Raw genomic sequence first — 24591 nt, 5'->3', positions numbered from 1 at the left:
TCATCATTAATTTTTTTCTATTCTTAAATAAATTTTACCTTTAGATTCATACATATTGACAATCTTCTTATATAAAATATAATTAATTTATAATATGTTAACTAACAAATGAAATAAGTTAACATACAGAGAGGGAGATATAGTAATGCAACAAGAAAGATTAAAAATGCTTATTAATTCAGCTTTATTTGCAGCAATTATTGGTATACTATCTCAAGTATCTATTCCTTTACCCTTTTCTCCTGTTCCAATCACAGGACAAACATTAGCAATTGGCTTAGCGGCTACGATTTTAGGTAAAAAATACGGAACAATCTCGTTACTTCTTTATTTAGCACTTGGAGCAATCGGAATTCCGGTTTTCGCAGGTGGTGCTGCGGGATTTGGCGTACTAGTCGGTTCAACGGGCGGTTATTTAATTGGATTTATTCCAACTATTTTCATCATCGCTTACTATATCGAAAAAACTAAGTTCACAGTCTTAAATGCAATGATTGCAAACATAATCGGAATGTTTGTTACATTAATTTTTGGTACTGTGTGGTTAAAAATTGCAGCTTCTCTAAGCTGGCACGATGCAATGGCTTTCGGTTTTTATCCTTTCATTATTCTTGGATTAGTTAAAGCATATGTAGCATCTGCATTAGGTGTTATTATTGGAAAACGTTTAGCAAAAGCTAATTTATTAAAACGTGATGAAATTTCAGCGTAATACAAAAAGAGCTCATTTTTATGATGTGAGCTCTTTTTATATTGTTGAAAGGGAGTTTAGAAATAGAATTCTTCAATACATTTTAGATGTATTAACCCTTTGTTTATTCTTCAAATTAAAAATCAATTTTATTATTTTCAAAACTAAATAACCTAATCCACCGCCAAGTGTATTTAATATCAAATCATCAACATCAAAGCTACCTAGCCCAAATAATAACTGAAGTATTTCATAAGTTAAACTTAAAATGAAAGTCGCTTTTAAAATTGATTTCAAACGATCATACTTCTTAACTATTAACGGCAACAAGAAGCCAAATGGCATAAACCCGATAATATTGCCAGCCAAATTACTAATTCTAATATCAAAATTAATATCAGCCAAAAACAAATAAAAAGTAATCGTTTTGAATGGAATAAAGTTATTTGATCTCCACCAATGATCTCTAGTGAAATTAAATTCTAAATGGCTAATAAATTGTGATACTGGTAAATATTTAAATAGAATTCTTTCAGTAAGAATCATTAAATACAAACAGATTAATAGTAATAATATTATTTTTATAATTTTATTCATCTTTTAAAATCTCCGTCATTTTACACATTAAATAATACCACATATTTCCATTTTTTATAGATGGTTTCTCAATTAATATGTCTTAAATTCAAAATCCATTTAGTTTTACTGCAAAACTCATTAAAGTTACTAAAAAAATAACCACTCAATTGAGTGGTTGCTTCATTGTACATCAACAGCTTTAACGACTGATCGATCTCCCTTTTGTTGGACTGTAACAATATACTTAGACCCACCTTTATTGTATTTGTCCATTTGGCTTTCAGGAATGTAAAAACGACTTAGATTATGGTTGATTACAATTTCTTTTTCTTCTCCCATATATGTGTATTGAATCGTTGCTTTAATGTATTTTGAATGCTTTGGACGATGATCCGTTACATAATTTAATTGATAAATATCGTTTTGACCCTTTTGAAAAACAATATAAACGTTTTCCCCTTCTTTCGGCTTACCATTACCTTTCCAATCCTTCATAGTTATTGAGTCAAAATCATATGAAAGGGCTGCATAATGTCCTAATAAAGGTTCTACTGGATCCAAACTCTGTGAATTTATTTTAAACGTATCGGCTGATTGCTTAAAGTACATTATGTTTCCAAGTAAAGCTAGTAATAAAACAAATTGAATGATTGAAAGCAAAAGTAATTTCTTCTTATTTTGCATGTTCATCACCTCTTGCTTTTTTCGATTGGGTATAGACAAAATATAAAATTACTGCAAGGATAATAAACACAATTGATTTACTTATAAACGAAACGGCAAATCCTGTATAAATTCCAATTACGAGTGTAGCAAATGTGATAAAGCCTATAATAATGCTTCCTTTTTCCTGACCTGATACACCTTTAAATAAACGTATACATGAATAAGCAAATAATATTAATACCCCTACAATCATATTTGCTAATTTATCTTGAACTCCTAGAATCGGTAATAAGAATATAAATAAGAAGATCCAAAGATAATTATTAAACGATATATTGTCCTTCCATTTCTTGTAAACAGTATAGATTGCTAGTAAAAGGATTAATAGAATGATCGTATCAAACAGTGGTACTGCAATCGGCTTTAAAAATCCATGCGAAAATTCCTTTTGCATCTCGTGAACTGCATCATATGATCCTCCAAAAATTGAAGTAATAAAAGTAAATAGCCATACAAATATTGTAAATACAGGTAGAAGAACATAATCTATAACGCCGCGCTCATTTAAGAACCAAAGAATAAACACTACTACAATAATCGGCGTTATATATTGGCGATCTGAAAATGTTTGGAAAAACATAATGACAATATATCCCATAAATGAATAATTAAAGCTGGCATTCCACCTGTTCTTCATGATTTTCAAGAAATAAATTGAGCAAAGTAACAATGGAATTTGAAGAAGATAAACATGTGCCGTTTCTAATCCAGCACTATAGCTCAAACTAAAAAATCCGATTCCTAAGAAAAGATAATAAAACATTTTATGCTTTAACACATAATAGTAAAGAAACGCGAGCATTGTCCAAGTGATCAAAAATACTGGACTGTTACTTGTAAATTGATACATTTGTACAATTAAAACAAATGCACATGCGTACCCAATTACATTAATAAAGTTTAAACAATGTCCAAACAATTCTTTTCCCTTTTGATAGCTTATAAAAGCAACTGCATGGAAAACTAATAATGTTATAAAAATAATGACTAATCTCATGGTTTGGCTAAAGTCGTTCCAGTTACTACCCACAAGCGCTAAAATTGAAAATGCTACAAGTAAGGCAATTAAAAATGGCACAATATCCCCTAAAAATGATTGCTTTTCAGCTTTAGCCCGGTGCCTTTCATACTCAACTATTCGATTTAATGATTCTTCATCTAGTAAGTTATTCTCGTGCCATTCTTTTAGCTTCTGATCTAATTTACTCATGTAATCCCCCCCCCTTTTAGTAGCAGTATATAAAAATACTTCCATTACTATTATAATTTCTTAATAAAACATAAATTACCTCTAAATCTAAAATTTTAGGAGAATATGTTTAATCAAACGTTTGTTTAAATTATAAGATTTCCCACTAAGAGCTTTATAAAAAACAGCCCTATCTCTAGGGCTGTTTCATCATCTTTTATACAGGATAAACACCATGTTTTTTCGTAGCAGGAGTTTCATATGATTCTGAGTAGTATGCAAAGCGTTTAATTAGCTCTGTACGCAGTTCTTCTGGTTGAATGACTACATCTACCACTAGCTCAGATGCTAAACGGTAAATATCGATGTCCTCAGCATACTCTTTACGTTTTTCTTGGATAAAGGCAGCTTGTTCTTCTTTTGGTAAGCTTGCAATTTTATTTGCATATACTGCGTTTACAGCAGCTTCAGGACCCATTACAGCAATTTGAGCAGATGGGAATGCAATTACACAGTCTGTTTCAAATGCTGGGCCTGCCATTGCATAAAGTCCAGCACCGTAAGCTTTACGAACGATAACTGAGATTTTTGGAACAGAAGCATTACTCATGCTATAAAGCATTTTTGCTCCATGGCGGATAATTCCTGCACGCTCTACTTTAGTACCAATCATGAAGCCAGGTACATCCATTAAGAATAATAAAGGAATATGGTAAGCATCACATAAATTAATAAATTTAGCTGCTTTATCAGCTGAATCATGGAATAATACGCCACCTTTAACTCTCGGTTGGTTAGCGATAATCCCTACGCTACGTCCATCTAATCTAGCAAAACCAGTCACTAGTTCAGGTGCAAATAGCTTTTTAATTTCGAAGAATGAATCTTCATCAACTACTCGGTCAATAAATTCATAAATAGAAAATGGTACGTTTTGATTGCTTGGAATAATTTCTGCTAAAGACTTCTCCTTTTGTACAGGATTTTTCGCCTCAACAACAGGTGCCCCTTGCTTGAAATTAGTCGGTAAGTAAGATAAATAATCTTTTAACTTAGCAATCGCTTCTTCTTCTGACTCACATAATACATCTCCACAGCCTGAAACTGAACAGTGCATTCTAGCTCCACCCATTTCATCGAGCGTAACTTTTTCACCAATTACCATTTCAGCCATACGAGGTGATCCTAAGTACATTGAAGAATTACCTTCAACCATAAATACAGAATCACAAAATGCAGGAATATAAGCTCCACCTGCAGCAGAAGGTCCAAATAATAAACAAATTTGAGGTACTTGACCTGATAGCTTAATTTGGTTGTGGAATATACGTCCAGCACCACGTCTACCTGGGAACATAAATACTTGATCGGTAATACGTGCACCTGCAGAGTCCACTAAATAAATTAGAGGTACAAGCATTTTTAAACATGTTTCTTGAATGCGGATAATCTTTTCTACTGTTTTTTCGCCCCATGAACCTGCTTTTACAGTCGAATCATTCGCCATTACACAAACAGTACGGCCATTAATTTTACCGATTCCTGTTACGATGCCATCTGCTGGAAATTCGTCATTCATACAGTTTGCAAAGAAACCATCTTCTACAAAACTGTCTTTATCTAAAAGTTGATTAATTCTTTCTCTTGCAAAGAGCTTACCAATTTTGGCATTGCTCTCATGATATTTTTCTTTCCCACCAGAAAGTATTTGTTCTTTTCGAGCTTGATATGTTGCTTCGTTTGACATGCAATTACTCTCCTTTATATTGCGGCTTACGCTTTTCTTGAAATGCTACTAAACCTTCCATACGGTCGTTTGTATGCAGTAAAGTTTCATATTCATAAGTTTCTAATCTTAGTCCTAAATCTAAAGGAAGATCGAAACCGCGTTGAATCGCCTTTTTTGCTGCACGGATTGCAAGAGGACCTTTACTTGCGATTGTTTCGCACATTTCAAGCGCCTTATTTTGTAATTCATCTATTTCAACAACATGTTCTAGAATTCCGTAGCCTTCAGCTTCAAGTGCATTTAAACGATTGCCAGTAAAGATTAGTTCCTTCGCTCTTCCAAGTCCAATTAAACGTGGAAGCCTTTGTGTACCACCAGCACCTGGAATAATCGCTAAAGATGTTTCTGGTAAACCAACGATTGCTTCTTTATGAGCAATTCTTAAATCACATGCTAAAGCAAGTTCTAGTCCACCACCTAAGGCAACTCCATTGATTGCTGCTATTGTTGGCATAGGTAATCTTTCAACTTTTTCAAAAAGTGTCCCGATTTTTTCAACAGTTTCTCGAGCCTCACTCTCAGTCATGCCTCTTCTTTCTTTTAAATCAGCACCACTACAGAAATAAGATGATCCACTACCAGTAAATATGACAGCACGTACAGATGATTTCTTTAACTCATCCATTTGGCTATGAAGAGCATCTAGTAACTCACGTGATAATGAATTAGCTGCATTTGTACGATTTAATGTAAGAATTCTAATATGACCGATATCACTTACTAATAAACTTGATTCCATTTAAATACTCTCCTTTGAACCATTCCATACGGAAAATAGCTTACTAACTGGTGTTAAGTTCATTTGTTCAGAGATATATGAAGTAGCTTGTTGAAGTTTCTTTTCATCCACATTAGATGTAATTCCTAAATTATGTAGTAATGAAACAACATCTTCAGTAGCTACATTTCCACTAGCTCCTGGTGCGTATGGACAACCACCTAGTCCACCATTTGATGAATCAAATTTTTCAATTCCAAATAGTAAAGAAGTATATAAGTTTGCAATAGCACGACCATAAGTATCATGGAAATGCATAGCAATTCGATTAATTGGTACTTCTTTAACTAGATTTTCTAAAAATTGATTTACCTGAAGAGGATTAGCAATTCCAATTGTGTCGCCTAAGGAAATTTCATCTACTCCACATTCAAGTAATTGGTTTGCAAGTTTGATCACCTTTTTTTGGTCTACAGCACCCTCATATGGGCAACCAAAGACAGTTGAAATATATGCTCTAGTGGTCTTTTTATTATTTTTACATTCTGTAATCATAGAGCGAATATCGTTCATTGAATGCTCGATACTCGCGTTCTTGTTTTTTAAATTATGTGTTTCGCTAGCAGATACAAAGAAATTAATTTCATCTGCATCTACTTCAAATGCACTCATTAGCCCTCTTTTATTAGGAACAAGAGCTGCATAAGTGACCCCATCTTTTTTCTTAAGCTTAGTAAATAGATCTACCGAGTCACTTAATTGAGGAATCCAGTCTGGTCTCACAAATGAAGAAACTTCAATATAAGACAAACCACTCTCTACTAATAAATTGATCCACTCAAGCTTCTGTTCAGTGGAAACAAACTGTTTTTCATTTTGCAAACCATCACGTGGACCTACTTCTCTTATAAAAGCCGATTGAGGTAGCTTCATCACTAATAGCTCCTAACCTAGTTTTTCAACTTGAATTAAAGAGTCGCCCTCGTTTACAAAATCTCCTTCGTTAACGAAAACATTTACGACTTTACATTTATAAGGAGCAGTATGCGGAATTTCCATTTTCATAGATTCTAAGATTACATAATCTTGATCACTACTAATTTCGTCTCCTACAGATACAAGACATTTCCATACGCTTCCAGCCATCATTGCAGTTAAGTTTTCCATTTTTAATTACCTCATTTCACTTTTTGATATTCACTAATAAAACTTGTTGTATAGTCGCCTTCTTGGAATGCATCCGTTGATAGAATATCAATCAAAAACGGCAGATTTGTTTTAATACCTTCAATTTCTACCTTTTTAAGATAATTGTGCAGTTGAATTACAGCTTCTTTTCTTGTATTAGCCGTAACAATCACTTTCGCTAATAGTGGATCATAAAACGGTGATACAACCCATCCATCATAAAGATGTGTATCAATACGTACACCAATCTCCTCTGGGAAGTTACAGTGTTGAACTGTTCCTGGCGATGGGAAGAAAGTTTTAGGATCCTCAGCATACACCCTTACTTCGATAGAGTGACCATTCATTTCTACATGAGTTGGACGAATTGGAAGTGTTTCACCAAATGTGATACGGAACTGCCATTCAACTAGATCAATTCCTGTAATTCCTTCCGTTACACCGTGCTCAACTTGTAATCTAGTATTCATTTCTAAGAAGTAAATATTTTCTTTTTCATCAACTAAAAATTCAATTGTTCCCACGTTTACATATTTCATTTGATTAGCTATTGTTAGGGCATATTCTTCAAGTTTCTTTCTACCTTGTGGAGAAAGGAATGGTGATGGTGCTTCCTCAACAACTTTTTGGTTTCTTCTTTGAATAGAACAATCTCTTTCAAATAAGAAAACAGCGTTACCATGAGAATCAGCAGCGATTTGTGCTTCAATATGTCTCGGTTTAATAATCGCTTTTTCAATGAATACATCATCATTCGCAAAAAATTGAAGTGCTCTCGTTTGTGTTGTTAAAAATTCTTTTTCTAGCTGTGCTTCGTTTTCGATTAACTTCATACCGATTCCGCCGCCACCACTAGAAGCTTTTAACATAACAGGATAACCAATTTGCTCTGCTATTTCTCTCGCTTCTTCAACTGATTGAATTGGGTGAGAGTTTCCTTTAATTAATGGAATGTTTAATTGCTCCATTATTTGTCTAGCTCTAATTTTTTCGCCCATCATCTCTAAATGCTCTGGCTTAGGACCTACAAATAAAATACCTGCTTCTTTACATTTTCTAGCAAAATCACTATTTTCTGATAAGAAACCATAACCAGGATGAATAGCTGTTACATTATTTTCTTTTGCAATTTTTATAATTAAATCTGCGTTTAAATACGTATCTTTTGTATGATTACCTTTTAAAGAAAATGCTTCATCACTTAACTTAACATGCAAACTTTCCTTATCAGCATCTGAATAAACTGCTACAGTTTGATAACGAAGCTTTTTACATGTTTCAATAATTCTACATGCGATTTCCCCGCGGTTTGCAATAAGTATTTTGATCATATTCTCTCTCCTTATCGGCATCCTAATTGACGTGCAATTACCATACGTTGAATTTCTGACGTACCTTCACCAATTTCAAGTAACTTAGCATCACGCACTAAACGTTCGATGCCATACTCTTTCATGTAACCATATCCACCATGAATTTGTAATGATTCATTCGCAATTTTGGAAGCGATTTCAGATGCGTATAACTTAGCGAATGCCGCTTCTTTCGTAAACGGTTTTCCATTGTCTTTTAACCATGCAGCTTTATGCACCATATTTCTTGCTAACTCAATTCCCATAGCCATATCAGCTAATTTAAATTGAATAGCTTGGAAACTAGATAAAGGTTGTTTAAATTGTTTACGTTCTTTTGCATATACTAATGCTTTATCAAAAGCCTTCTGTGCAATACCTACAGCAAGTGCTGCAATTGAAATTCTACCACCATCTAATGTATATAAGAATTGGCCAAAACCTTTATCAGGATTGCCAAGAATGTTTTCTTTTGGAACACGTACTCCATCTAAAACAATTTGAGTCGTATTAGAAGCACGAACACCCATCTTGTCATAAGGATCTGTAATTGTTAATCCTTCTGAGTCAGTTGGTACGATAAACGCACAAATATTTTTCTTTCCTCTTTCATCAATAGAAGTATAAGCAGTTACGATAATTGTGTTAGAATACTGAGCATTTGTAATCCAGCATTTTTCACCAGTAATCACATACTCATCACCGTCTAAAACCGCTTTTGTTTGTGTTCCACCAGCATCAGAACCCGCATTTGGCTCAGTTAAACCGAAAGCTCCAAGTGTTTTTCCTTGCGCCATTGGAACTAAGAATTTTTGCTTTTGCTCCTCTGTACCGAAATAATAAATTGGAGAAGCACCTAATGAACATGTTGCAGCAAAGCTTAAACCTGTTCCTCCACATGCACGCCCTATTTCTTCTACAGCTAACGCATAACTAATCGTATCGCCACCGCTACCGCCGTATTCTTCAGGGAACGGAATTCCTAATAAACCTAATTCACCCATTTTTTTGAACGTTTCAATCGGGAATTTGCTATCACGATCAAGTTCCTCTGCAAAAGGCTCAATTTCCTTCGCTGCGAAATCTCGTACCATTTCTTGAATCATTTGCTGTTCTTTAGATAATAAAAAATCCATGTGTTAGTCACTCTCCTTTTAATATTTAGGTACGTTTTTAAAAACGTAAGAATGTCTCCAACTGCAGCAAATAGCAGTGGAGTCCCATATTTCGTGTATAAGAAATAAATATTTTAGTCTTACAATTGATAATATTCGATATTTTCTACCATTTTCCTTTAATCTATGTTCGACAAATTGAGACAAAAGAGGAAAGGTTAGGAAAAGTGGGAGGAGTGGTGGAGAGATAGTTTGAAGTGCTACTAGTCCATGACAATCAAGTTTTCCTCTTAAAAAAACAAAAATCACTTCATTTATTAATGACGTGACTTATTTCTAGTTAGTAATTATTCCTTTAATGGAACAATAACAGAACCCATTAAATACTCTTGTCCACTACTATTCTTCTGAACTACTAAAACTTCATAGGAACCAGCCTCTTTGGTTGAACTAGTTGCAGAGTATTTAAAGAATAAAGTATTACTCTTTTCTTTAATCGTGGGAATTTCTACCACACTAAATCCTTTTAACTTTTTATATGCAGAATTTAACTCATACTTTGTTTTTTGAGAATTTTTCCTGCTAAAATTAGCATCCATTTCAAATTTAAAATTACCTTCACCTGTGTTATAACTTTCTAAGTACCACCTGTAATCATTTTCTATATTATTTGCCAGATTGACCAATTCAAAATGATAATCGCCTGTTTTTAATTTTAAAAGTCTACCATTATGATTACTTAATTCGATACTATTAAAGAAAGGTATATACTCACGCAATTCAAATGTAAATATACCATTATCATGAATTGATGTATCAATTACTTTCGTTTTTTTACTAACTAATACATTATCACGAAATAATCTAACATTTGTAATTGGTGCTTTATTGTAATTATCGTAGAAATATAAAGTTATTCTTTTCGTATAATCATTTTTATTAAAGAATAAATAATTTTTTTCTTTTTTAATTTCTCCTTCTAATTTAGCAACAGCAGAAAGCATGGGATGCGTAGGGTGATTATTTTTTTGGGAGTTGCATGCTGTAAATATAGCAATGAGTGTAGCGGTTAGTATAAATAAACAAAGCTGTTTTTTCAATAATATTCCTCACTTCTTTTTTTCCTAATTTAAATTTCAAAAAGAATAAACTATTTGCGAGGATATCTGAAAAACCATTTATACGTTCCGTCACGATCATTCGCCCTGCTGTACAAAGTCTTTTTTGAGCCAAGTAAAGGTTTGTAAGTGTATTTGTACTTTTCTACCTTAATTTTATTAGCACTCCATAATTCATAGATATAACCTTTTTGTGCAGTAAATTCTACAGTTGATGTTTTTCCCCAACTCTTACCAAATGTTCCCCCTAGATTTGCTTCGGCAATTTTTTTAATTCCAAATTCAGTAGAACCGGAAAGGGTATAAGTAGAATTTGAAGTAGAAGATAATGTAACTGTCGCTTGTGCATTTACAGCTTCAAATGCATCTTTATCCCATCCATTATATTTATAAGAATAGGCGTAATAATTCCACTTTTTATCTTTCCAGGGACCTAAAAGTTCAGAACTGCCAAATTCATTAGTCGATCTATAAGTAACACTAGGACGACTATTTGAAGGGACAACTGCTGCCAGTGCAGATAATGGGTCGAAGATAGAAAAAATAATTCCATATGACAAAATTAATCCAAGTCTTTTTTTCTTAAATTGTTTCACTAAAATTCTACCTCCTTTTATATTTATTTCGGTATGTTTCAACAAAAATACACAATAATTTTTGTATATAAGTGGATACTTTATGAATGTTTTCCAAATATCATTTTAATTTTAGACTAATGCCTTACTATTAAGTTATTAATCCTAAGGAGGTCTAGCTATGAGAAAGAAAATAGTAGTTATATTTGTAGTTATTGCATTTGAAGTGATCAGTTCTTATTTGTATATAAATATTAAATTAGATTTAACTAAGGATACTGTAGAAGATTATCTTGTGACAGAAAAAGGGGTTGCTAAAAAAGATATTAAAGTGAGTAAACCCGTCTATGATTGGATTAAAGCAAAAGGAGACAAAAAGTGGTTTGTTTGTGTTGAAATACTGGGTGATCAGGGAACTTATTATTATTATAAAGACCACCAAAAAAATAAAGTAAAATTGGATTATTATATTTTACATGGGGTTGAATATAGTGCTAGAGAATATGAAAAAATAAAAGGTAAAACCCCTTAAAAAAAGGAGGCGACCTCCTTTTTACCAATTAAATGTTTTTACAATATGAAAGTTATTATACGATAAAGCTAAGTTATTTAAGAAGTCGTATGGTTTGATAATTGAAGGACGCTGCCAAACTGTTTTAAAAACTCCACCTCCCATTGATAAAGTACTAGGCTTTTTATATTCAAAACCTGCTTTGTAATACGAATACCATACTAATTCACTACAATAAGTTTTTTTAATATTAGTTGGATTTGGAGTAAAGTTTAAATCATAAGGTATATTTTTATTATTTTGTTCGGTCCAGCAATATGCAACACAGTTTTAGAATCAATCACGATCCCTGCATGACCTACTATCCCCTTTCCACTTACCCCAGGAGCTGTACTCTTTGAAAGATTTTACCTGAAAACATCGTTACAAGGCTGGGATATAATTGAATAATTTGTGAATTTTTTCACATTTTAATATATCTCCCCATAATACATACTTTTATATAAAAAAGGGCACCTATCCATCAAATAACGATGTAATAGATACCCAGATACAAATTTATTTTTTATTAACCAACATACTCAAATGCTCAGCAGCCGATTTTATATCTTCTTTCCCTAAGATCGCAGAAACAATTGCAACACCATCAATATCTGTTTCCATTAATTCAGAAACGTTTTTTTCATTAATTCCACCGATGCCTACGATTGGAATTTTTACTGCCTCACGTATTCTTCGTAACTCATCTCGTGCTAAATATTTTGCATCTAGTTTTGTACTCGTCGGATACACTGAACCAATTCCAACATAATCCGCACCTTGTTCCTGTGCAATCATTGCTTCTTCTAATGTTGATGCAGATACACCAATAATCATATCTTCTCCAACAATCTGTCTAGCTACAGTTAAAGGTAAGTCTTCTTGACCGATATGCAATCCATCAGCCTGTATCGCCAAAGCGATATCTAAACGGTCATTAATAATCAATGGAACATTATATTTTGAAGTTACTTCTTTTACTTGCAAAGCAATTTTGTAAAAATCTAGACTACTACAATTTTTTTCTCTTATTTGTACGATTGTTGTTCCACCTTTAATTGCTTCCTCAATAGATTGAACTAAATCTCTTGATCCTAATACATCTCTGTCAGTTACTAAATAAAGCTTATAATCTATTTTACTTTTTGTTATAGCCATTCGATTTTTCCTCCCGTTAGAAGTGTATCAACAGAAGCTTTAGATACTTCATCAAATAAGTTTATTTTAAATGTACCGATTCCTTGCCCTTCAGTTAGGCGAGCCTTAGCAAGCTCTCCACATAGTCCCATCGTAGTAATACCGGAAACAGCTGCAAGGAAATAATCAGTCGTTGCACCAGCATAAGTTCCAATTAGTGATGTACTCATACATCCAGTTCCAGTTACATCAGCTAGCATTTTATCTCCATTTGAAATGGTACATACTCGGTCCTGTTCTGCAATAATATCTACTGCACCTGTAATTGCAACTACTGAGCCTAATTTCGCTGATAGAGATTTCGCAATTTCAACGCCGTCTTCTTCACCAGCTACAGAATCCACACCTTTAATTTGAACATTTAAGCCAGCAATCATTTTAATTTCTGACATATTTCCACGAACTACTGCAAAACGTACTTCTTTCAATAATTTAGCAGTCGTTTCTGTACGTAAAGTAGTTGCTCCTACACCAACAGGATCTAATATAACTGGTACGCCTAATTGATTAGCTTTTTTACCAGCTTTAATCATTGATTGGATTGTTCTTTCATTTAATGTTCCAATATTAATAACAAGAGCTGATGCAAAAGATACCATTTCTTCTACTTCGGCTAAATCATCTGCCATAACTGGTGATCCACCTAGAGCTAACACCATATTTGCACAATCATTTACAGTTACATAATTTGTAATGTGATGAACTAAAGGCTTTTTCTCTTTCACGCTTTCAAGAATTTGACTCATTTCATTCATAGTTAACATTTTTTTCTCCCCCGATTTGCTTTGGAACAAGCTTATTAATAACAAACTGAACAACTATATAAATGACACAAATTAAAATCATACTTGGTACAGTAGCCCCAAGGAAGAAATCTAATTGTACAAACTTACGATAAATAAAAACTCCTAAAATCCATGTAATAACCGCAATCCAATCAATTTTCAACGATTTACTTATACTTGTTCTTTTTAGGATAAAATAGTCCGTTAATAAAATTGCATATAGCGGCGCAAAAAATGAACCAATTGTATATAAAAATCCTTCATACTTTTCAATTGGGAAAATAACGGCTAATAATGTTCCTATAGCTGTAACGATAAGGGCTATATGTTTTCCATTTAGTTTTGGAAAAATGGTTGTAACTGATATTCCGGCAGAATAAGCATCCATGAATGTTGTTGTAACAGTCGCTAGGACGACGATACCAACCGCAAATAATCCCAGATTTGCACTCATTAAAACAGCAACCGGGTCTACTTCATTAAATGCCAGTGCTGCGCCTAGCCCAATAATATACATCCAAGAGCTTCCAAACATATAACCTATAAAACTACCAATTGCTCCATCCTTTGTTGTCTTTGCAAATCGAGTATAATCACTAATTAATGGAATCCACGATAGTGGCATTATGACCGATAATTCAACTGCTTCTCCAAAAGATAATCCAGTAGTGCTTGGTTGAGTTAAGATTTTATCACTTTTAAAAATAACAAAACACAGTACAATTGTTAGAACAAATAATAAACAAACGGCTAAACTATTAAGTTTTTTTGAAGCATTTTGTCCAAAGTACAACCAGATCGCGATTAATACTCCAATTACTAAACACCAAACCCATAAGTGATCGAATTTATAATCTTTTATTGTAACTAAATTGATAGAGCGAGCCCCTGTTAAAATCATAATTGCCGTCCAGCCTAGTAACTGTAAAACATTTAAAATCGAAAACAAATAGCTACCGTAACTACCAAATGAAATTTTTGTAGATTCCATTGCTGACAATCTTTGCTGAGAACCAATGACTCCACCTAAAATGAGCAATAATGTTCCAAGTAAATGCCCTACTAAAATGGCCGTTAAACCTTTCTTAAAACCTAGTGGTGCTACTAGGGCACCAGTCATAATTTCCGCTACAGAAACTGCCGCACCAAACCAAAGTGTTGTAAAGTTCCACTTCGTCATTTTTGCATTTTGCTTAGACATGTTGAACGCCTGCCTTTTCATACAATGAGTAGAAATGATGGACAGGACCTACTCCTTTTCCAATTGAAAAGGAATGTTGGATTGCTAATGTTATATAGTTTTTCGCCTCTCTAATTGCCTCATTTAATTCAAGTTCATTTGCTAAATTAGATGTGATCGCTGAAGATAAAGTACAACCTGTACCGTGGGTATTAATTGTATTAATTCTAACGCTGTTAAAGCTTGTAAACTCCTCACCATTAAAACAAATATCGGTCGCTTCACCTTCTAGATGACCACCCTTTACAAGGACGTTCTTTGCACCTAATGAGTGAATTTGAATAGCAGCTTCTTTCATCTCTTCAATCGTTGTAATTTTACTTCCAGTAATCACTTCTGCTTCAGGAAGATTTGGCGTAATTACAGTTGCTAAAGGAATGAGTTCTTGAATTAAAGCTTCCTTTGCATCTGGACTTAATAAGTCAAATCCACTTTTTGAAACCATAACTGGATCAACTACGATTTGCTTTGGTTTATATTGCTTAAGTTTCTCAGCAATTACTTTAATCGTCTCTATTTGAGATACCATTCCAATTTTTACAGCATCTACTTCTATATCAGTAAAAATTGCATCTAACTGACTAGCAATAATCTCTGGTGTCATATCTTGTACAGCGAACACTCCTTGCGTATTTTGAGCTGTTACAGCTGTAATTACACTCATTCCAAAAACATGATGAGCTGAAAATGTCTTTAAATCCGCTTGAATACCTGCACCACCACTTGAATCAGAGCCGGCTATCGTTAATACTTTTTTCAATTTTCTTCCCCCTATTTCATGAATAGAACTCTTTGATCTTACAGATAGAAGATGAAACTTGATTTTAAATACAAAAAAGCACAAATCCCATAAGGACTTGTGCTCGAACAAATCAATGTTATGAATACAAAAAATGTATTCTACCGTTCACTTTCCTACGCTGGCATTATCCAGATCAGGTTAAAGGGTCAAAGACTACCTGTGTCTTAATCTCAGCCGACCATTTACGGCACCCCTAGTACTATTCAATTATTTACTTTAATTACTTTATCATCTTAATTAATCCTCTAAATTTATTCAAGTATTTAGACTGATTCCTTTAAATTTTGTCTTTAAAGAAAACCATATTGCTATTTTGAATAATTAACTGTATCACAATTTGAACTACAAGTTTTTGCGATCGAGCAAGAGCCACATTTACCTTTTTTCGTTTTCTTTATATATCGTAAAAGTGTCCACCCTGCATATCCAAAAATAAGAGCTCCTATTATAATATTGACAATCATAAGTAGATACCCCTTTCTCTAGTAGCCTAAGAGACTTCCAATTTGATAGATAATTAATGCTAATATATATGCAATAACTAATGCATATCCAACTGAGAAATATGTCCATTTAGCTGAACCTGTCTCTTTACGAATTGTCGCAACTGTTGCTAGACATGGTACATACAATAAGACAAAAACCATAAAGCTAAATGCGGAAAGTGCAGAAAACTGTGTTGACAGTATTCCTTGTAAAGAATGTGCATTTGGCACGTGATAGATAATATTCATAGCAGATACGACAACCTCTTTAGCTAAAAACCCTGTTAGTAAAGAAGCACCTGCTTGCCATGTACCAAATCCTAAAGGTGCAAGTATTGGTGTAAGTATACCCCCAATCATTGCTAAAAAGCTATCATCCATCGAAACACCGAAACCACTTGGTCCCATATAAGATAATAACCATATAGCTACAGAACCACCAAAAATAAACGTACCAGCTTTTCGAATAAAGCCCTTCCCTTTGTCCCATGTGCTTCTAAACAAAGCTTTACCTTGTGGCATACGGTATGGTGGAAGTTCTACGACAAATAATGAAAACTCACCTTTTAATATAGTAGATGAAAAAACCTTAGCTAATATTAATGCAACTACGATTCCAAGTATATACAGTGAAAAAACAACTATTGCTTGATTTTTCGCAAAAAACGCTCCAACGAATAGTGCGTATACTGGTAATCGCGCCGAACAAGACATTAATGGTGTTAACAAAATCGTGAGTAGTCTCTCTCTAGGCTGTTCTATTGTTCTAGCGGCCATAACCCCAGGTACATTACAACCAAATCCTATAATCATTGGAATAAATGCCTTTCCGGTTAAACCAACCATCTCCATCGAACGATCCATTACTAAAGCTGCGCGAGACATATATCCAAAATCTTCAAGGAATGATATTAGTAAAAACAAAATAAAAATTTGTGGAACAAAGACTAAAACTCCACCAACACCGGCAACAATTCCATCAAGAATAACTGCTTTGATAAAATCAGATGCATGAATTGCATTTAAGCCGTTAGTAAGCCAGTCTGTTACAGGTCCTGATAAAAAACCATCTAATGCGTCGGATAAGGGTAACCCTAACCAATCGAAAGTAAGCTTAAACATTAAAAACATTGTTACTAAGAAAATAGGAATACCCAAAATTGGGTGTGTCACAAATCGATCAATGCGATCAGTTAATGTAACTGCTTCATTCGATTCTTTCTCTACCGAACTACCAATTAAATTTGAAATCATTTCTTTTCTTACAGAATAAATCCATTTTGAAGGTGCTACACCTTGTTCACTGTTTAATTGTTCCGCTGTTATTTTAATTACTTGGTCAATTTTACTAAAATCGTAGGATGAAGCTATAAATTCGATTACCTCTTTATTCCCCTCTAAGATTTGTATTGCAGTCCATCTTTTAGGAATAGATAAAGTTGTAGGTAATAATGTCATAATATTTTTAATACCATCTTCAACAATTTTTCCATAATCAATTTCAAACTCAACTTCAGATTGAGGAATTGTCGCTAATACTTCATTTACTTCGTCTGTTCCCTTACCCGACCTAGCATCAATTGGAATAACTGGTACTTTTAATATCTTTGAGATACTAGAAGGATCAATTGAAATTCCTCTCCTTTTAGCAACATCAACCATATTTAGACCAATAATCATTGATTTATTAAACTCTAGAAGTTGAAGAGTGAGCATTAAATTTCTCTCTAATTGAGCAGCGTCAACAATATTAATCATCCCATCAAATGTTTCATTTACAAAAAAATGTGAAACAACGGCCTCATCTTTTGAAAGAGGGCTCAGAGAATAGATACCTGGTAAATCAATTAGATTTCCAAGTTTATTTTTTATAGTCCCTACCTTTTTTTCAACGGTAACCCCACTCCAATTTCCTACATATTGGTATGTACCTGTTAAATTATTAAATAGAGAAGTTTTTCCTGTATTTGGATTTCCAATAAGCGCTATATTTAACATATTTTTTCTACCTTTATCCCAGATGCATCATGAAATCGAATGCCAAGTGATTGTCCGCAATTTTCAATCATACAAGGCCCTTTGAACGGCATTGTACATTGTAAGCAGACCATAGCCCCTTCACTTATCCCTAGATCTAAAAGACGTCTCTTCACTGCCTCACCTAGTGATGACAAGTCCGTTATTTTTGCTTTTTCGCCTTTTTTTAATTCTGAAAGTAACATAAGTGATTCCCCCGGATCGAAACTTATTATATATAAACAATTAATAATGATAATCCTTATCAATATCTTTATCTTAAATTAAGTCAAGTTAATTGTCTACCTACTTTTATGAAAAGGTTTACCTAAGAAAAAATTCCCAAAATCGAGCAAAAAAAGCAAGAAAAAACCCACAAAGAAAATTCGATGTAGGCTTTTTAGAAAACAATGAGTGATTATATCTTTATTATTTTAGATCTTTAACTTCTTTTAATACACTTTCCAACTCGTCACCAGCCTGGTTAAGTGTATCTGCATTCAATGGAGATACCTTTACTCCTGCTTCAATAATATGGAGTGGCGTTTCAACTTTTTCATAAAGTGATTTGTCTTTATCTTTTACTGAGTCTTCGAATTTTTCCCATGATTTTTCAAGAGATTCTCCGCTATCTTTTGCCTTTGCTTCATCATTATTCGAAATTTGTGTTTTTAATTCTGAAATCGTTTTGATCATATCATCAGAACCAGTTTTAATGGCATCGTCTGTTTTCGTTCCACATGCAGATAAAGTTAAAGATAGTCCTAAAGCCATTGCTGCGACTAGTTTTTTATTAGATAACATTTTTCGTTCCCCCTGAATTTTTACTACTTTTTTTATTGTTTTTATTTGAGAATCTATTATAAATTACAGCAATACAAGCTATTAATAACAAGATTATTTGAGGTATAAAGCTCTCCCAAGTTGAATATATCGCAAAGAAATCAATTGTTGGAATAGGAGCTTGCGTCGCTGGAAGTAATCCTGATAGTTGTAAACCATGAATTCCCATACCTGCAAACTTAAAACATAAGTAGAACATTAAAATACTTGAGACAAGGAAAAACGGTCTCATTGGAATTTTTAGACCAACCTTTAAGATTAAATAGCTCAGTATTGCTAAAATTGCAAATCCTAATCCGATTCCTATTAATAAAGTTGATAATTTAATTGATGATGCCATTCCAATAAAGAATAATACGGTTTCAGTTCCTTCACGAAATACTGCTAAAAATGCAAGTATTGATAAAGATAATAGGCTACCAGTATTTAACGCCTTATCACTCTTAGTTTTAATATATTGTTGCCATTGCTTCGTATTAGATTTGCTATGTAACCAGTAACTCATATATAAGAGCATGACAGCAGCAAATACCCCAGTCCAGCCTGCAATTAAGAAGTTATTACTTCCAAAAGCACCTGCTGAGAATAAAATGTTTACGATAACACCTAGAATGATACTGACACCTAATCCAGTTCCAACACCAAACCAGATCCACTTACTTTTCTTTTCTTGTCCTGACTTTTTAATAAATCCTAGTAATGCAACAACTACTAGTAATGCTTCTAAGCCTTCTCTAAGTAAAATTGTAATAGCATCTAGCATTGTATAACTAGTTTTAGACGCTAATGGTAATAGATAATCACGCATATCTGTAATTGTTTTTGTAGCCGCTTTCACATCAGGCGTTTTAGCAGTTAGCATTGCATAAGAAGTAACCATATCTCTTTCAGCGTCAGTGTAAACTGATTGAGATTGTGTTAATACAACACCTTCAATATTGATCCAAGATTTTCTAAATTGATCAATCTCCGAAGTTGCTCCTGATACATTGTTATCTTTTAATTCTGCTAATGCTTTGTTTAATATTTCAATTAAATCTTCAACACTACCTGTACTTTTTGAATTTAATTTTGAACTAGCAAATTGATGAGAAATAAACTTTTCATTTACTCCTTCTAATTCTTTAAGTGCAGTAACGAGTGCACTTTGATTCACTGTTTTTTGAGCTAGGTTGTACTGTACCATTCCCATAGCTTCCTCGATTTTGCCATACGCATCAATCGACTTATTTTTTATTCCATCCTCTTTATCAAGCCATTCGTCGTTGAATTTTTTATATTCCTGCTCGGCAGATTTAAAATCTCCATTTTGTGCAGATTGGATTGCACTTTCTACAAACGAATTTGCATGTGTTAAATCCTCTTCAGGGCTTGCCGCAAAGGTTTTAAATGGTAAAACTAGTAATAGTAAAGCTGTTAAAGTTACTTTAATAAGAGTCTGCTTCATTTTTGATTTTCCCCTTAAATATAAATGATAATCATTATCACTTCTTGATAATAAAGCTATTTCAGATTTTAGTCAATTATATTTTTATTAACTATTTTTAATGTTTGTATCAATATTCGGCAAAATAAAAAAGCAAAAAGGATAAAACTTTTTGCTTCAGTGTGTAATAAAGTTTAAAAATCATATTCAGACTGTTTGAAAACCTTGCCTTTTAAGAGGTCATTAGTTAGATGAGGTAACCAAAACCTTTTGTTCAATATTTAAGATGTTATAAAGTTCATCAAGTTTTTGTATCTCATAAGTAGGAATTAAATCTGAGTCATTTGAAAGCATTTTTGAATTGACCCAGCAAGTGTCGATTCCTGCCCCTGCCCCACCAATTATATCCGCGCTAAATGAATCTCCAATAATCAATGTCTGATCTAATTCAATATTTGGAATTCGATCAAACACGTAATGAAAGTATTCTTTCATCGGTTTTTGATAACCAGTATCCTCGGAAACGAAAATATCTTTAAAGAAAGAATAAATATGAGCTGCATTCAATCGTTTATATTGTGTTTTAGAAACCCCATTTGTAACAATATATAAGTCGAACTCATTCTGAAGACTTGTCAGTAATTCAAACGCACCTTCAACTAATTGATTTCCCTCACCTAAATAGTTTTGATAAGACTGTTCCAGCATAAAACCATCAACTTCAATACCAAACTCTTTAAATAAAGTTGAAAAACGTGTATTCACTATATCATCTCGAATTATTTTACCTTCTTCAAAAGCCTTCCAAAGTCCATGATTAATTTCTTTGTATCGTGACTTAACTTCATCTGTTAATGGTAAATTTTGATCTTTAAATAGAGATTGTAATGCTACTTTTTCTGCTGCACCAAAATCTAATAATGTATCATCTACATCAAATAATAATGTTTTGTATGTTTTCATAACATTTCCCCATCTCTATTTATTTAATTCATATTTTACTAGATTGATTTTTAACTAGCTTAATACGTTTCAAACTTATCCCGCTTAATTTAAAAATTAATATACCACTTATAATAAGCAAAACACCAATTAGATGCTTAGAAGAAAATGGAACTTTCTCAAGACCTAGCCATCCCATAGAATCAAATAACATTGCAAACAATAATTGAGATGTGAGAACAATTGAGATCGCATAAGTTGGTCCAAGAATTTTAGTACTATTCGTTAAGCAGAAAACAACACCTACACCGACTATTCCGCTAATCCAATACCAATTTTTCATATTATGCAAAACAAATAATTCCTTACCTTCAAATAAAAGCCCCATTCCTAAAGAAGCTAAAAAGCCCATTCCTAATACAAATGTAGTAGTTACCCATATTCCTGCCCGTTCATTAACTTTACTATTGAATATGTTTTGTAAACCAATTAGTGATCCTGCTATTAAAGATAATATTAATCCATAAAGCATAAATTACACCTCCAAAAAATTTCTGTATGAGTCCTAAAATTATCATTCGTATATATTATTTCTTGCAAGAATACTCAAACCGGCTCGATTTTTAATAAGGATACCCCCATTTTTTCGCTCTACCAGGTCATCCTTACAGAACTGTTGAATAACTCGATTAACATGTCGATAACTCGTTCCGATTAAATTTGCTGCGTCTTTAAGATTGATCGGATTTAAATTATCGTTTTGTAAAAAATCCGCTTCGTGGTATGAAACCGATAATAAGTAACTTGCTAGTCGAACTTCTACTGGATACATTAAATTAAAGCTCATTGAATTCGACTTAATAAGAAACTTTTCCGTTATGATTTCTAATAAGAATTGAAGAAACGGTGCATAGTCTTTACCAAATTTTTTTAACCAGCGATAATCTACAGCAATCATCTCAACTGCAGATATAGCTTGAACCGTATTTATATAGTTAGAGCCTCTTACATATTCAACATCTCCAATTATTTCAAGAGGCGTTTTAAATGATAGAATTAATGTTTTACCTTCCGCTGAAGAAGTATAAACTTTGATTTTCCCTTTTACTAAAATAAACAAAGTTTTTGGTGAGTCTCCTTGAGAACAAATAAGTTCTCCTTGCATGAATCGTTTAAGCGTTAAATGAGCTTTTAAATCTTCATTAAAGACTGCTTCAATATTATGTTCAGCTAAAAAATGATTAATTTGTTCAATATCACTAGAGATTTTCAAGTTAACTTCACCTCCTGTAAATTTACTTTTAAGATCCTAACACAATCACACCGATTATCATCATACCAATTCCAATAAATTGTGACGGACTAATAGTAAGCTTTTTGACTCCGAACCAGCCTCTACTATCAATGATAAATGTTAAACTTAGCTGTGCGATTAAAAGAACAGAAATTGAAAATGTCACACCAATAATATGAATTGATGTCACATTACAAAAGATAACAAATGCTCCAAGTGCCCCACTTAATAAATAAATTGGATTCACTTTCTTAACTTCAGCTAATTTTTTATCTTTTATTAATAGTAGGACGCATAAAGCCACAATAAAACCTGTAAACTGTGTAATTGTAGCTGCTTGCCAAGTACCTATATCACTACTTATTTGAGAATTAGCAACACCTTGTAGTGTAATGAATGCTCCACCAACAATTGCTAATAAAATTCCTTTCATATTTTTCTCTCCTGTCATATTGATTTCTTCATTATTAAACGATATTTGAAGGTTGTTTGGGAAGGACATATGTCCTAAAGAGAAAATTAATCAATCTCTGCAATTGTGGAAAAATTTTCAGATTATGTAAATTTCTGTGGATAGTTTGTAGATATAGTTTTGGGAGTGTGGGAATTCTGTGGATACTCTGCTATTATGTGGAAAACCTCAAATAAAAATGTGGAATATTGTAACTATTAGTGGATAAATTGGTGTTGTATTTCTTTGAGGCGTGTCTAGTTTTGTGGATATCTTGTTGTTATATAGTTGAAGTCCAGATACTATATGAAGAAATACACTCTGATCTAGTGAAAAAACTACAAATAAAGTATATTGGTTCGCAATTAAATTCCTAGAGTCTGCAATAATTTGAGGAACTGCAAGTAAATTTCGATAACCGCAATTAAAATGATCAAATCTGCAATTAAATTTCTGGAATCGCAAATAAAAATAGTAAATCTGCAATTAAAATTATGAAAATCGCAAATAAACGTTTATTATCCCATACCGCTTACCGTATTTCACGTGTAATTTCACTAGAATCAGATGATAATACCTATCCTAATCAATCTTTTTGATCTAAAAAGGTTAACACAGTCCAATTATTACCTAGTTTCAGCTATTTATTAGAGCTAAGCATAGCTAGGCTCGAAAGAATACTCCTAAATACATAAAAAAATCAGGCCACTGATCTAGCCTGATTCACTTTTTATTTACTTACTTCCTCGCTTACTAAACTTGATTCCATTAAAAGTTTAATTTCATTTATCTTATTTTGATTAAATAAATCAACAATTTTACTTCCAACAATGACTCCATCACAATCATGGCTTAATTCATTTACTTGTTCTGGGGTAGATACACCGAATCCAGCTATTACAGGTTTATTACTAATTTCTTTAACAGTTTTTAAAAAGGATGATAGGCTGGCGTCTAACTCATTTCGAACACCAGTAATCCCTTTTACTGTTACTGTGTATAAGAAACCTCTTCCTTTTTTAGCAATTTTAATGATTCGTTCTTTTGGTGTAGCCATTGTGACTAATCGAATTAGTTCTACACCAAATTCTTCAAGTTTATGAATGATAATTTCTTCTTCTTCGATTGGTAGGTCAGGAATAATACAGCCGTCTACTCCTGCTTGTTGAAGGTCAGATACGAACTTGTCAATTCCATAAGCTAAAATAGGATTCATATATGTCATAACGATTAAAGGGACAGAAATTATTTTACGAACTTCTTTTATCTTTTCAAGTACAGCTCTTAAAGTTGTACCAGCTTGTAATGCTCGAATTCCCGCTTGTTGAATTACTGGTCCGTCTGCTACTGGATCTGAAAACGGAATACCAACTTCAATCGCTGATGCACCAAATTTTTCTAGTAAAGCTAGCCTTCCTCCTAATACTTCAAGACCACCATCTCCTGCCATTACATAAGGAATAAATAGTTTTTCCCCTTTTTTAAGTCGTTCAGAAAATTGGGATTCAATTCGATTCATC

The 24591-nt window shown here is 33.1% G+C and carries 27 protein-coding genes and 1 riboswitch; of the genes, 2 read left to right on the top strand and 25 right to left on the bottom strand.

Annotation, left to right across the window (positions count from 1 at the left end):
• Positions 1–145 precede the first annotated feature (145 nt).
• Complete coding sequence (locus tag AN960_RS08700) at positions 146–712, top strand: biotin transporter BioY (protein WP_056469694.1); 567 nt, start codon at positions 146–148, stop codon at positions 710–712.
• A gap of 72 nt (positions 713–784) precedes the next feature.
• Here AN960_RS08700 and AN960_RS08695 read toward each other — a convergent pair whose 3' ends face one another.
• From AN960_RS08695 to AN960_RS08645, 11 genes are all read right to left on the bottom strand, one after another.
• On the bottom strand, positions 785–1288 hold the full coding sequence (locus tag AN960_RS08695; RefSeq protein ID WP_056469693.1) for a VanZ family protein: 504 nt from the start codon (positions 1286–1288) through the stop codon (positions 785–787).
• Positions 1289–1450: 162 nt separating this feature from the next.
• Entirely contained in the window at positions 1451–1954 is a 504-nt protein-coding gene (locus AN960_RS08690) for a GDYXXLXY domain-containing protein (RefSeq protein WP_056469692.1), read from the bottom strand.
• A complete protein-coding gene (locus tag AN960_RS08685; RefSeq protein WP_056469691.1) occupies positions 1944–3206 on the bottom strand; it encodes a DUF2157 domain-containing protein in 1263 nt (420 codons plus the stop codon). The genes AN960_RS08690 and AN960_RS08685 overlap by 11 nt, the downstream gene beginning before the upstream one ends.
• A 196-nt stretch (positions 3207–3402) precedes the next feature.
• A complete protein-coding gene (locus AN960_RS08680) occupies positions 3403–4932 on the bottom strand; it encodes an acyl-CoA carboxylase subunit beta (protein WP_056469690.1) in 1530 nt (509 codons plus the stop codon).
• Between the two features lie 4 nt (positions 4933–4936).
• On the bottom strand, positions 4937–5713 hold the full coding sequence (locus AN960_RS08675) for an enoyl-CoA hydratase-related protein (RefSeq protein WP_056469684.1): 777 nt from the start codon (positions 5711–5713) through the stop codon (positions 4937–4939).
• Positions 5714–6625 (bottom strand): hydroxymethylglutaryl-CoA lyase, encoded by a 912-nt coding sequence (locus AN960_RS08670; RefSeq protein ID WP_056469681.1) that lies wholly within the window; start codon positions 6623–6625, stop codon positions 5714–5716.
• Between the two features lie 12 nt (positions 6626–6637).
• Positions 6638–6859, bottom strand: coding sequence for an acetyl-CoA carboxylase biotin carboxyl carrier protein subunit (locus AN960_RS08665; RefSeq protein ID WP_056469678.1), 222 nt, complete (start codon positions 6857–6859; stop codon positions 6638–6640).
• An 11-nt stretch (positions 6860–6870) separates the two neighbouring features.
• Positions 6871–8211 carry an acetyl-CoA carboxylase biotin carboxylase subunit gene (locus AN960_RS08660; RefSeq protein ID WP_056469672.1) on the bottom strand — a complete coding sequence of 447 codons (1341 nt, stop codon included), beginning with the start codon at positions 8209–8211 and terminating at the stop codon, positions 6871–6873.
• A gap of 11 nt (positions 8212–8222) precedes the next feature.
• Complete coding sequence (locus AN960_RS08655) at positions 8223–9368, bottom strand: acyl-CoA dehydrogenase family protein (protein WP_056469671.1); 1146 nt, start codon at positions 9366–9368, stop codon at positions 8223–8225.
• A 326-nt stretch (positions 9369–9694) separates the two neighbouring features.
• Positions 9695–10447, bottom strand: coding sequence for a hypothetical protein (locus tag AN960_RS08650; protein ID WP_056469670.1), 753 nt, complete (start codon positions 10445–10447; stop codon positions 9695–9697).
• Positions 10448–10497: 50 nt separating this feature from the next.
• Entirely contained in the window at positions 10498–11061 is a 564-nt protein-coding gene (locus AN960_RS08645; RefSeq protein WP_056469669.1) for a hypothetical protein, read from the bottom strand.
• A 160-nt stretch (positions 11062–11221) separates the two neighbouring features.
• On the opposite strand from AN960_RS08645, the gene AN960_RS08640 reads away from it, so the two are divergent.
• Positions 11222–11572 carry a DUF3139 domain-containing protein gene (locus tag AN960_RS08640; RefSeq protein ID WP_056469668.1) on the top strand — a complete coding sequence of 117 codons (351 nt, stop codon included), beginning with the start codon at positions 11222–11224 and terminating at the stop codon, positions 11570–11572.
• Between the two features lie 537 nt (positions 11573–12109).
• Here the strand turns inward: AN960_RS08640 and thiE are convergent.
• From thiE to trpA, 14 genes are all read right to left on the bottom strand, one after another.
• The gene (thiE, locus tag AN960_RS08635) at positions 12110–12748 is read right to left on the bottom strand and encodes a thiamine phosphate synthase (RefSeq protein WP_056469661.1); all 639 of its coding nucleotides are present in this window, start codon (positions 12746–12748) and stop codon (positions 12110–12112) included.
• Positions 12739–13551, bottom strand: coding sequence for a hydroxyethylthiazole kinase (thiM, locus tag AN960_RS08630; protein WP_056469658.1), 813 nt, complete (start codon positions 13549–13551; stop codon positions 12739–12741). Before thiM ends, thiE begins: the two co-directional genes overlap by 10 nt.
• Positions 13535–14773, bottom strand: coding sequence for a putative hydroxymethylpyrimidine transporter CytX (cytX, locus tag AN960_RS08625; protein WP_056469657.1), 1239 nt, complete (start codon positions 14771–14773; stop codon positions 13535–13537). The genes thiM and cytX overlap by 17 nt, the downstream gene beginning before the upstream one ends.
• Entirely contained in the window at positions 14766–15572 is an 807-nt protein-coding gene (thiD, locus tag AN960_RS08620; protein WP_056469656.1) for a bifunctional hydroxymethylpyrimidine kinase/phosphomethylpyrimidine kinase, read from the bottom strand. Before thiD ends, cytX begins: the two co-directional genes overlap by 8 nt.
• 135 nt (positions 15573–15707) lie before the next feature.
• Positions 15708–15819, bottom strand: a riboswitch (TPP riboswitch).
• Between the two features lie 103 nt (positions 15820–15922).
• Positions 15923–16078, bottom strand: coding sequence for a FeoB-associated Cys-rich membrane protein (locus tag AN960_RS08615; protein WP_056469655.1), 156 nt, complete (start codon positions 16076–16078; stop codon positions 15923–15925).
• Between the two features lie 18 nt (positions 16079–16096).
• On the bottom strand, positions 16097–18097 hold the full coding sequence (gene feoB, locus AN960_RS08610; protein WP_056469653.1) for a ferrous iron transport protein B: 2001 nt from the start codon (positions 18095–18097) through the stop codon (positions 16097–16099).
• On the bottom strand, positions 18091–18321 hold the full coding sequence (locus AN960_RS08605; RefSeq protein WP_056469652.1) for a FeoA family protein: 231 nt from the start codon (positions 18319–18321) through the stop codon (positions 18091–18093). The genes feoB and AN960_RS08605 overlap by 7 nt, the downstream gene beginning before the upstream one ends.
• Positions 18322–18544: 223 nt before the next feature.
• A complete protein-coding gene (locus tag AN960_RS08600) occupies positions 18545–18919 on the bottom strand; it encodes a hypothetical protein (protein ID WP_056469651.1) in 375 nt (124 codons plus the stop codon).
• Positions 18909–20405 carry an FTR1 family iron permease gene (locus tag AN960_RS08595; protein ID WP_056469649.1) on the bottom strand — a complete coding sequence of 499 codons (1497 nt, stop codon included), beginning with the start codon at positions 20403–20405 and terminating at the stop codon, positions 18909–18911. The genes AN960_RS08600 and AN960_RS08595 overlap by 11 nt, the downstream gene beginning before the upstream one ends.
• A 222-nt stretch (positions 20406–20627) precedes the next feature.
• Positions 20628–21347 carry a YjjG family noncanonical pyrimidine nucleotidase gene (locus AN960_RS08590; RefSeq protein WP_056469643.1) on the bottom strand — a complete coding sequence of 240 codons (720 nt, stop codon included), beginning with the start codon at positions 21345–21347 and terminating at the stop codon, positions 20628–20630.
• A gap of 28 nt (positions 21348–21375) precedes the next feature.
• Positions 21376–21858 carry a DMT family transporter gene (locus AN960_RS08585; protein WP_056469641.1) on the bottom strand — a complete coding sequence of 161 codons (483 nt, stop codon included), beginning with the start codon at positions 21856–21858 and terminating at the stop codon, positions 21376–21378.
• Between the two features lie 42 nt (positions 21859–21900).
• Positions 21901–22599: a Crp/Fnr family transcriptional regulator gene (locus AN960_RS08580; RefSeq protein WP_056469635.1), complete on the bottom strand. Its 699-nt coding sequence runs from the start codon at positions 22597–22599 to the stop codon at positions 21901–21903.
• Positions 22600–22627: 28 nt separating this feature from the next.
• Positions 22628–23053: a DMT family transporter gene (locus AN960_RS08575; protein WP_056469624.1), complete on the bottom strand. Its 426-nt coding sequence runs from the start codon at positions 23051–23053 to the stop codon at positions 22628–22630.
• Between the two features lie 748 nt (positions 23054–23801).
• Positions 23802–24590 carry a tryptophan synthase subunit alpha gene (trpA, locus tag AN960_RS08570; RefSeq protein ID WP_056469974.1) on the bottom strand — a complete coding sequence of 263 codons (789 nt, stop codon included), beginning with the start codon at positions 24588–24590 and terminating at the stop codon, positions 23802–23804.
• Between the last annotated feature and the right edge of the window lies 1 nt (position 24591).

Source organism: Bacillus sp. FJAT-25509, assembly GCF_001420605.1.
In the GTDB taxonomy this organism is placed as follows: Bacteria; Bacillota; Bacilli; order Bacillales; family Bacillaceae_G; genus Gottfriedia.
This window is presented reverse-complemented; position numbering and strand designations above follow the sequence as displayed.

Bases quoted from the DNA above. Each gene is read 5' to 3' on its own strand.
- AN960_RS08660 (WP_056469672.1), bottom strand. From the start codon at position 8,211: ATGATCAAAATACTTATTGCAAACCGCGGGGAAATCGCATGTAGAATT.
- AN960_RS08700 (WP_056469694.1), top strand. From the start codon at position 146: ATGCAACAAGAAAGATTAAAAATGCTTATTAATTCAGCTTTATTTGCA.
- cytX (WP_056469657.1), bottom strand. From the start codon at position 14,773: ATGTCTAAGCAAAATGCAAAAATGACGAAGTGGAACTTTACAACACTT.
- AN960_RS08680 (WP_056469690.1), bottom strand. From the start codon at position 4,932: ATGTCAAACGAAGCAACATATCAAGCTCGAAAAGAACAAATACTTTCT.
- AN960_RS08595 (WP_056469649.1), bottom strand. From the start codon at position 20,405: ATGAAGCAGACTCTTATTAAAGTAACTTTAACAGCTTTACTATTACTA.
- AN960_RS08640 (WP_056469668.1), top strand. From the start codon at position 11,222: ATGAGAAAGAAAATAGTAGTTATATTTGTAGTTATTGCATTTGAAGTG.
- thiM (WP_056469658.1), bottom strand. From the start codon at position 13,551: ATGTTAACTATGAATGAAATGAGTCAAATTCTTGAAAGCGTGAAAGAG.
- AN960_RS08575 (WP_056469624.1), bottom strand. From the start codon at position 23,053: ATGAAAGGAATTTTATTAGCAATTGTTGGTGGAGCATTCATTACACTA.
- AN960_RS08670 (WP_056469681.1), bottom strand. From the start codon at position 6,625: ATGAAGCTACCTCAATCGGCTTTTATAAGAGAAGTAGGTCCACGTGAT.
- AN960_RS08585 (WP_056469641.1), bottom strand. From the start codon at position 21,858: ATGCTTTATGGATTAATATTATCTTTAATAGCAGGATCACTAATTGGT.
- feoB (WP_056469653.1), bottom strand. From the start codon at position 18,097: ATGTTAAATATAGCGCTTATTGGAAATCCAAATACAGGAAAAACTTCT.
- AN960_RS08665 (WP_056469678.1), bottom strand. From the start codon at position 6,859: ATGGAAAACTTAACTGCAATGATGGCTGGAAGCGTATGGAAATGTCTT.
- AN960_RS08690 (WP_056469692.1), bottom strand. From the start codon at position 1,954: ATGCAAAATAAGAAGAAATTACTTTTGCTTTCAATCATTCAATTTGTT.
- AN960_RS08605 (WP_056469652.1), bottom strand. From the start codon at position 18,321: ATGTTACTTTCAGAATTAAAAAAAGGCGAAAAAGCAAAAATAACGGAC.
- AN960_RS08655 (WP_056469671.1), bottom strand. From the start codon at position 9,368: ATGGATTTTTTATTATCTAAAGAACAGCAAATGATTCAAGAAATGGTA.
- trpA (WP_056469974.1), bottom strand. From the start codon at position 24,590: ATGAATCGAATTGAATCCCAATTTTCTGAACGACTTAAAAAAGGGGAA.
- AN960_RS08590 (WP_056469643.1), bottom strand. From the start codon at position 21,347: ATGAAAACATACAAAACATTATTATTTGATGTAGATGATACATTATTA.
- AN960_RS08600 (WP_056469651.1), bottom strand. From the start codon at position 18,919: ATGTTATCTAATAAAAAACTAGTCGCAGCAATGGCTTTAGGACTATCT.
- AN960_RS08615 (WP_056469655.1), bottom strand. From the start codon at position 16,078: ATGATTGTCAATATTATAATAGGAGCTCTTATTTTTGGATATGCAGGG.
- AN960_RS08675 (WP_056469684.1), bottom strand. From the start codon at position 5,713: ATGGAATCAAGTTTATTAGTAAGTGATATCGGTCATATTAGAATTCTT.
- AN960_RS08695 (WP_056469693.1), bottom strand. From the start codon at position 1,288: ATGAATAAAATTATAAAAATAATATTATTACTATTAATCTGTTTGTAT.
- AN960_RS08685 (WP_056469691.1), bottom strand. From the start codon at position 3,206: ATGAGTAAATTAGATCAGAAGCTAAAAGAATGGCACGAGAATAACTTA.
- thiE (WP_056469661.1), bottom strand. From the start codon at position 12,748: ATGGCTATAACAAAAAGTAAAATAGATTATAAGCTTTATTTAGTAACT.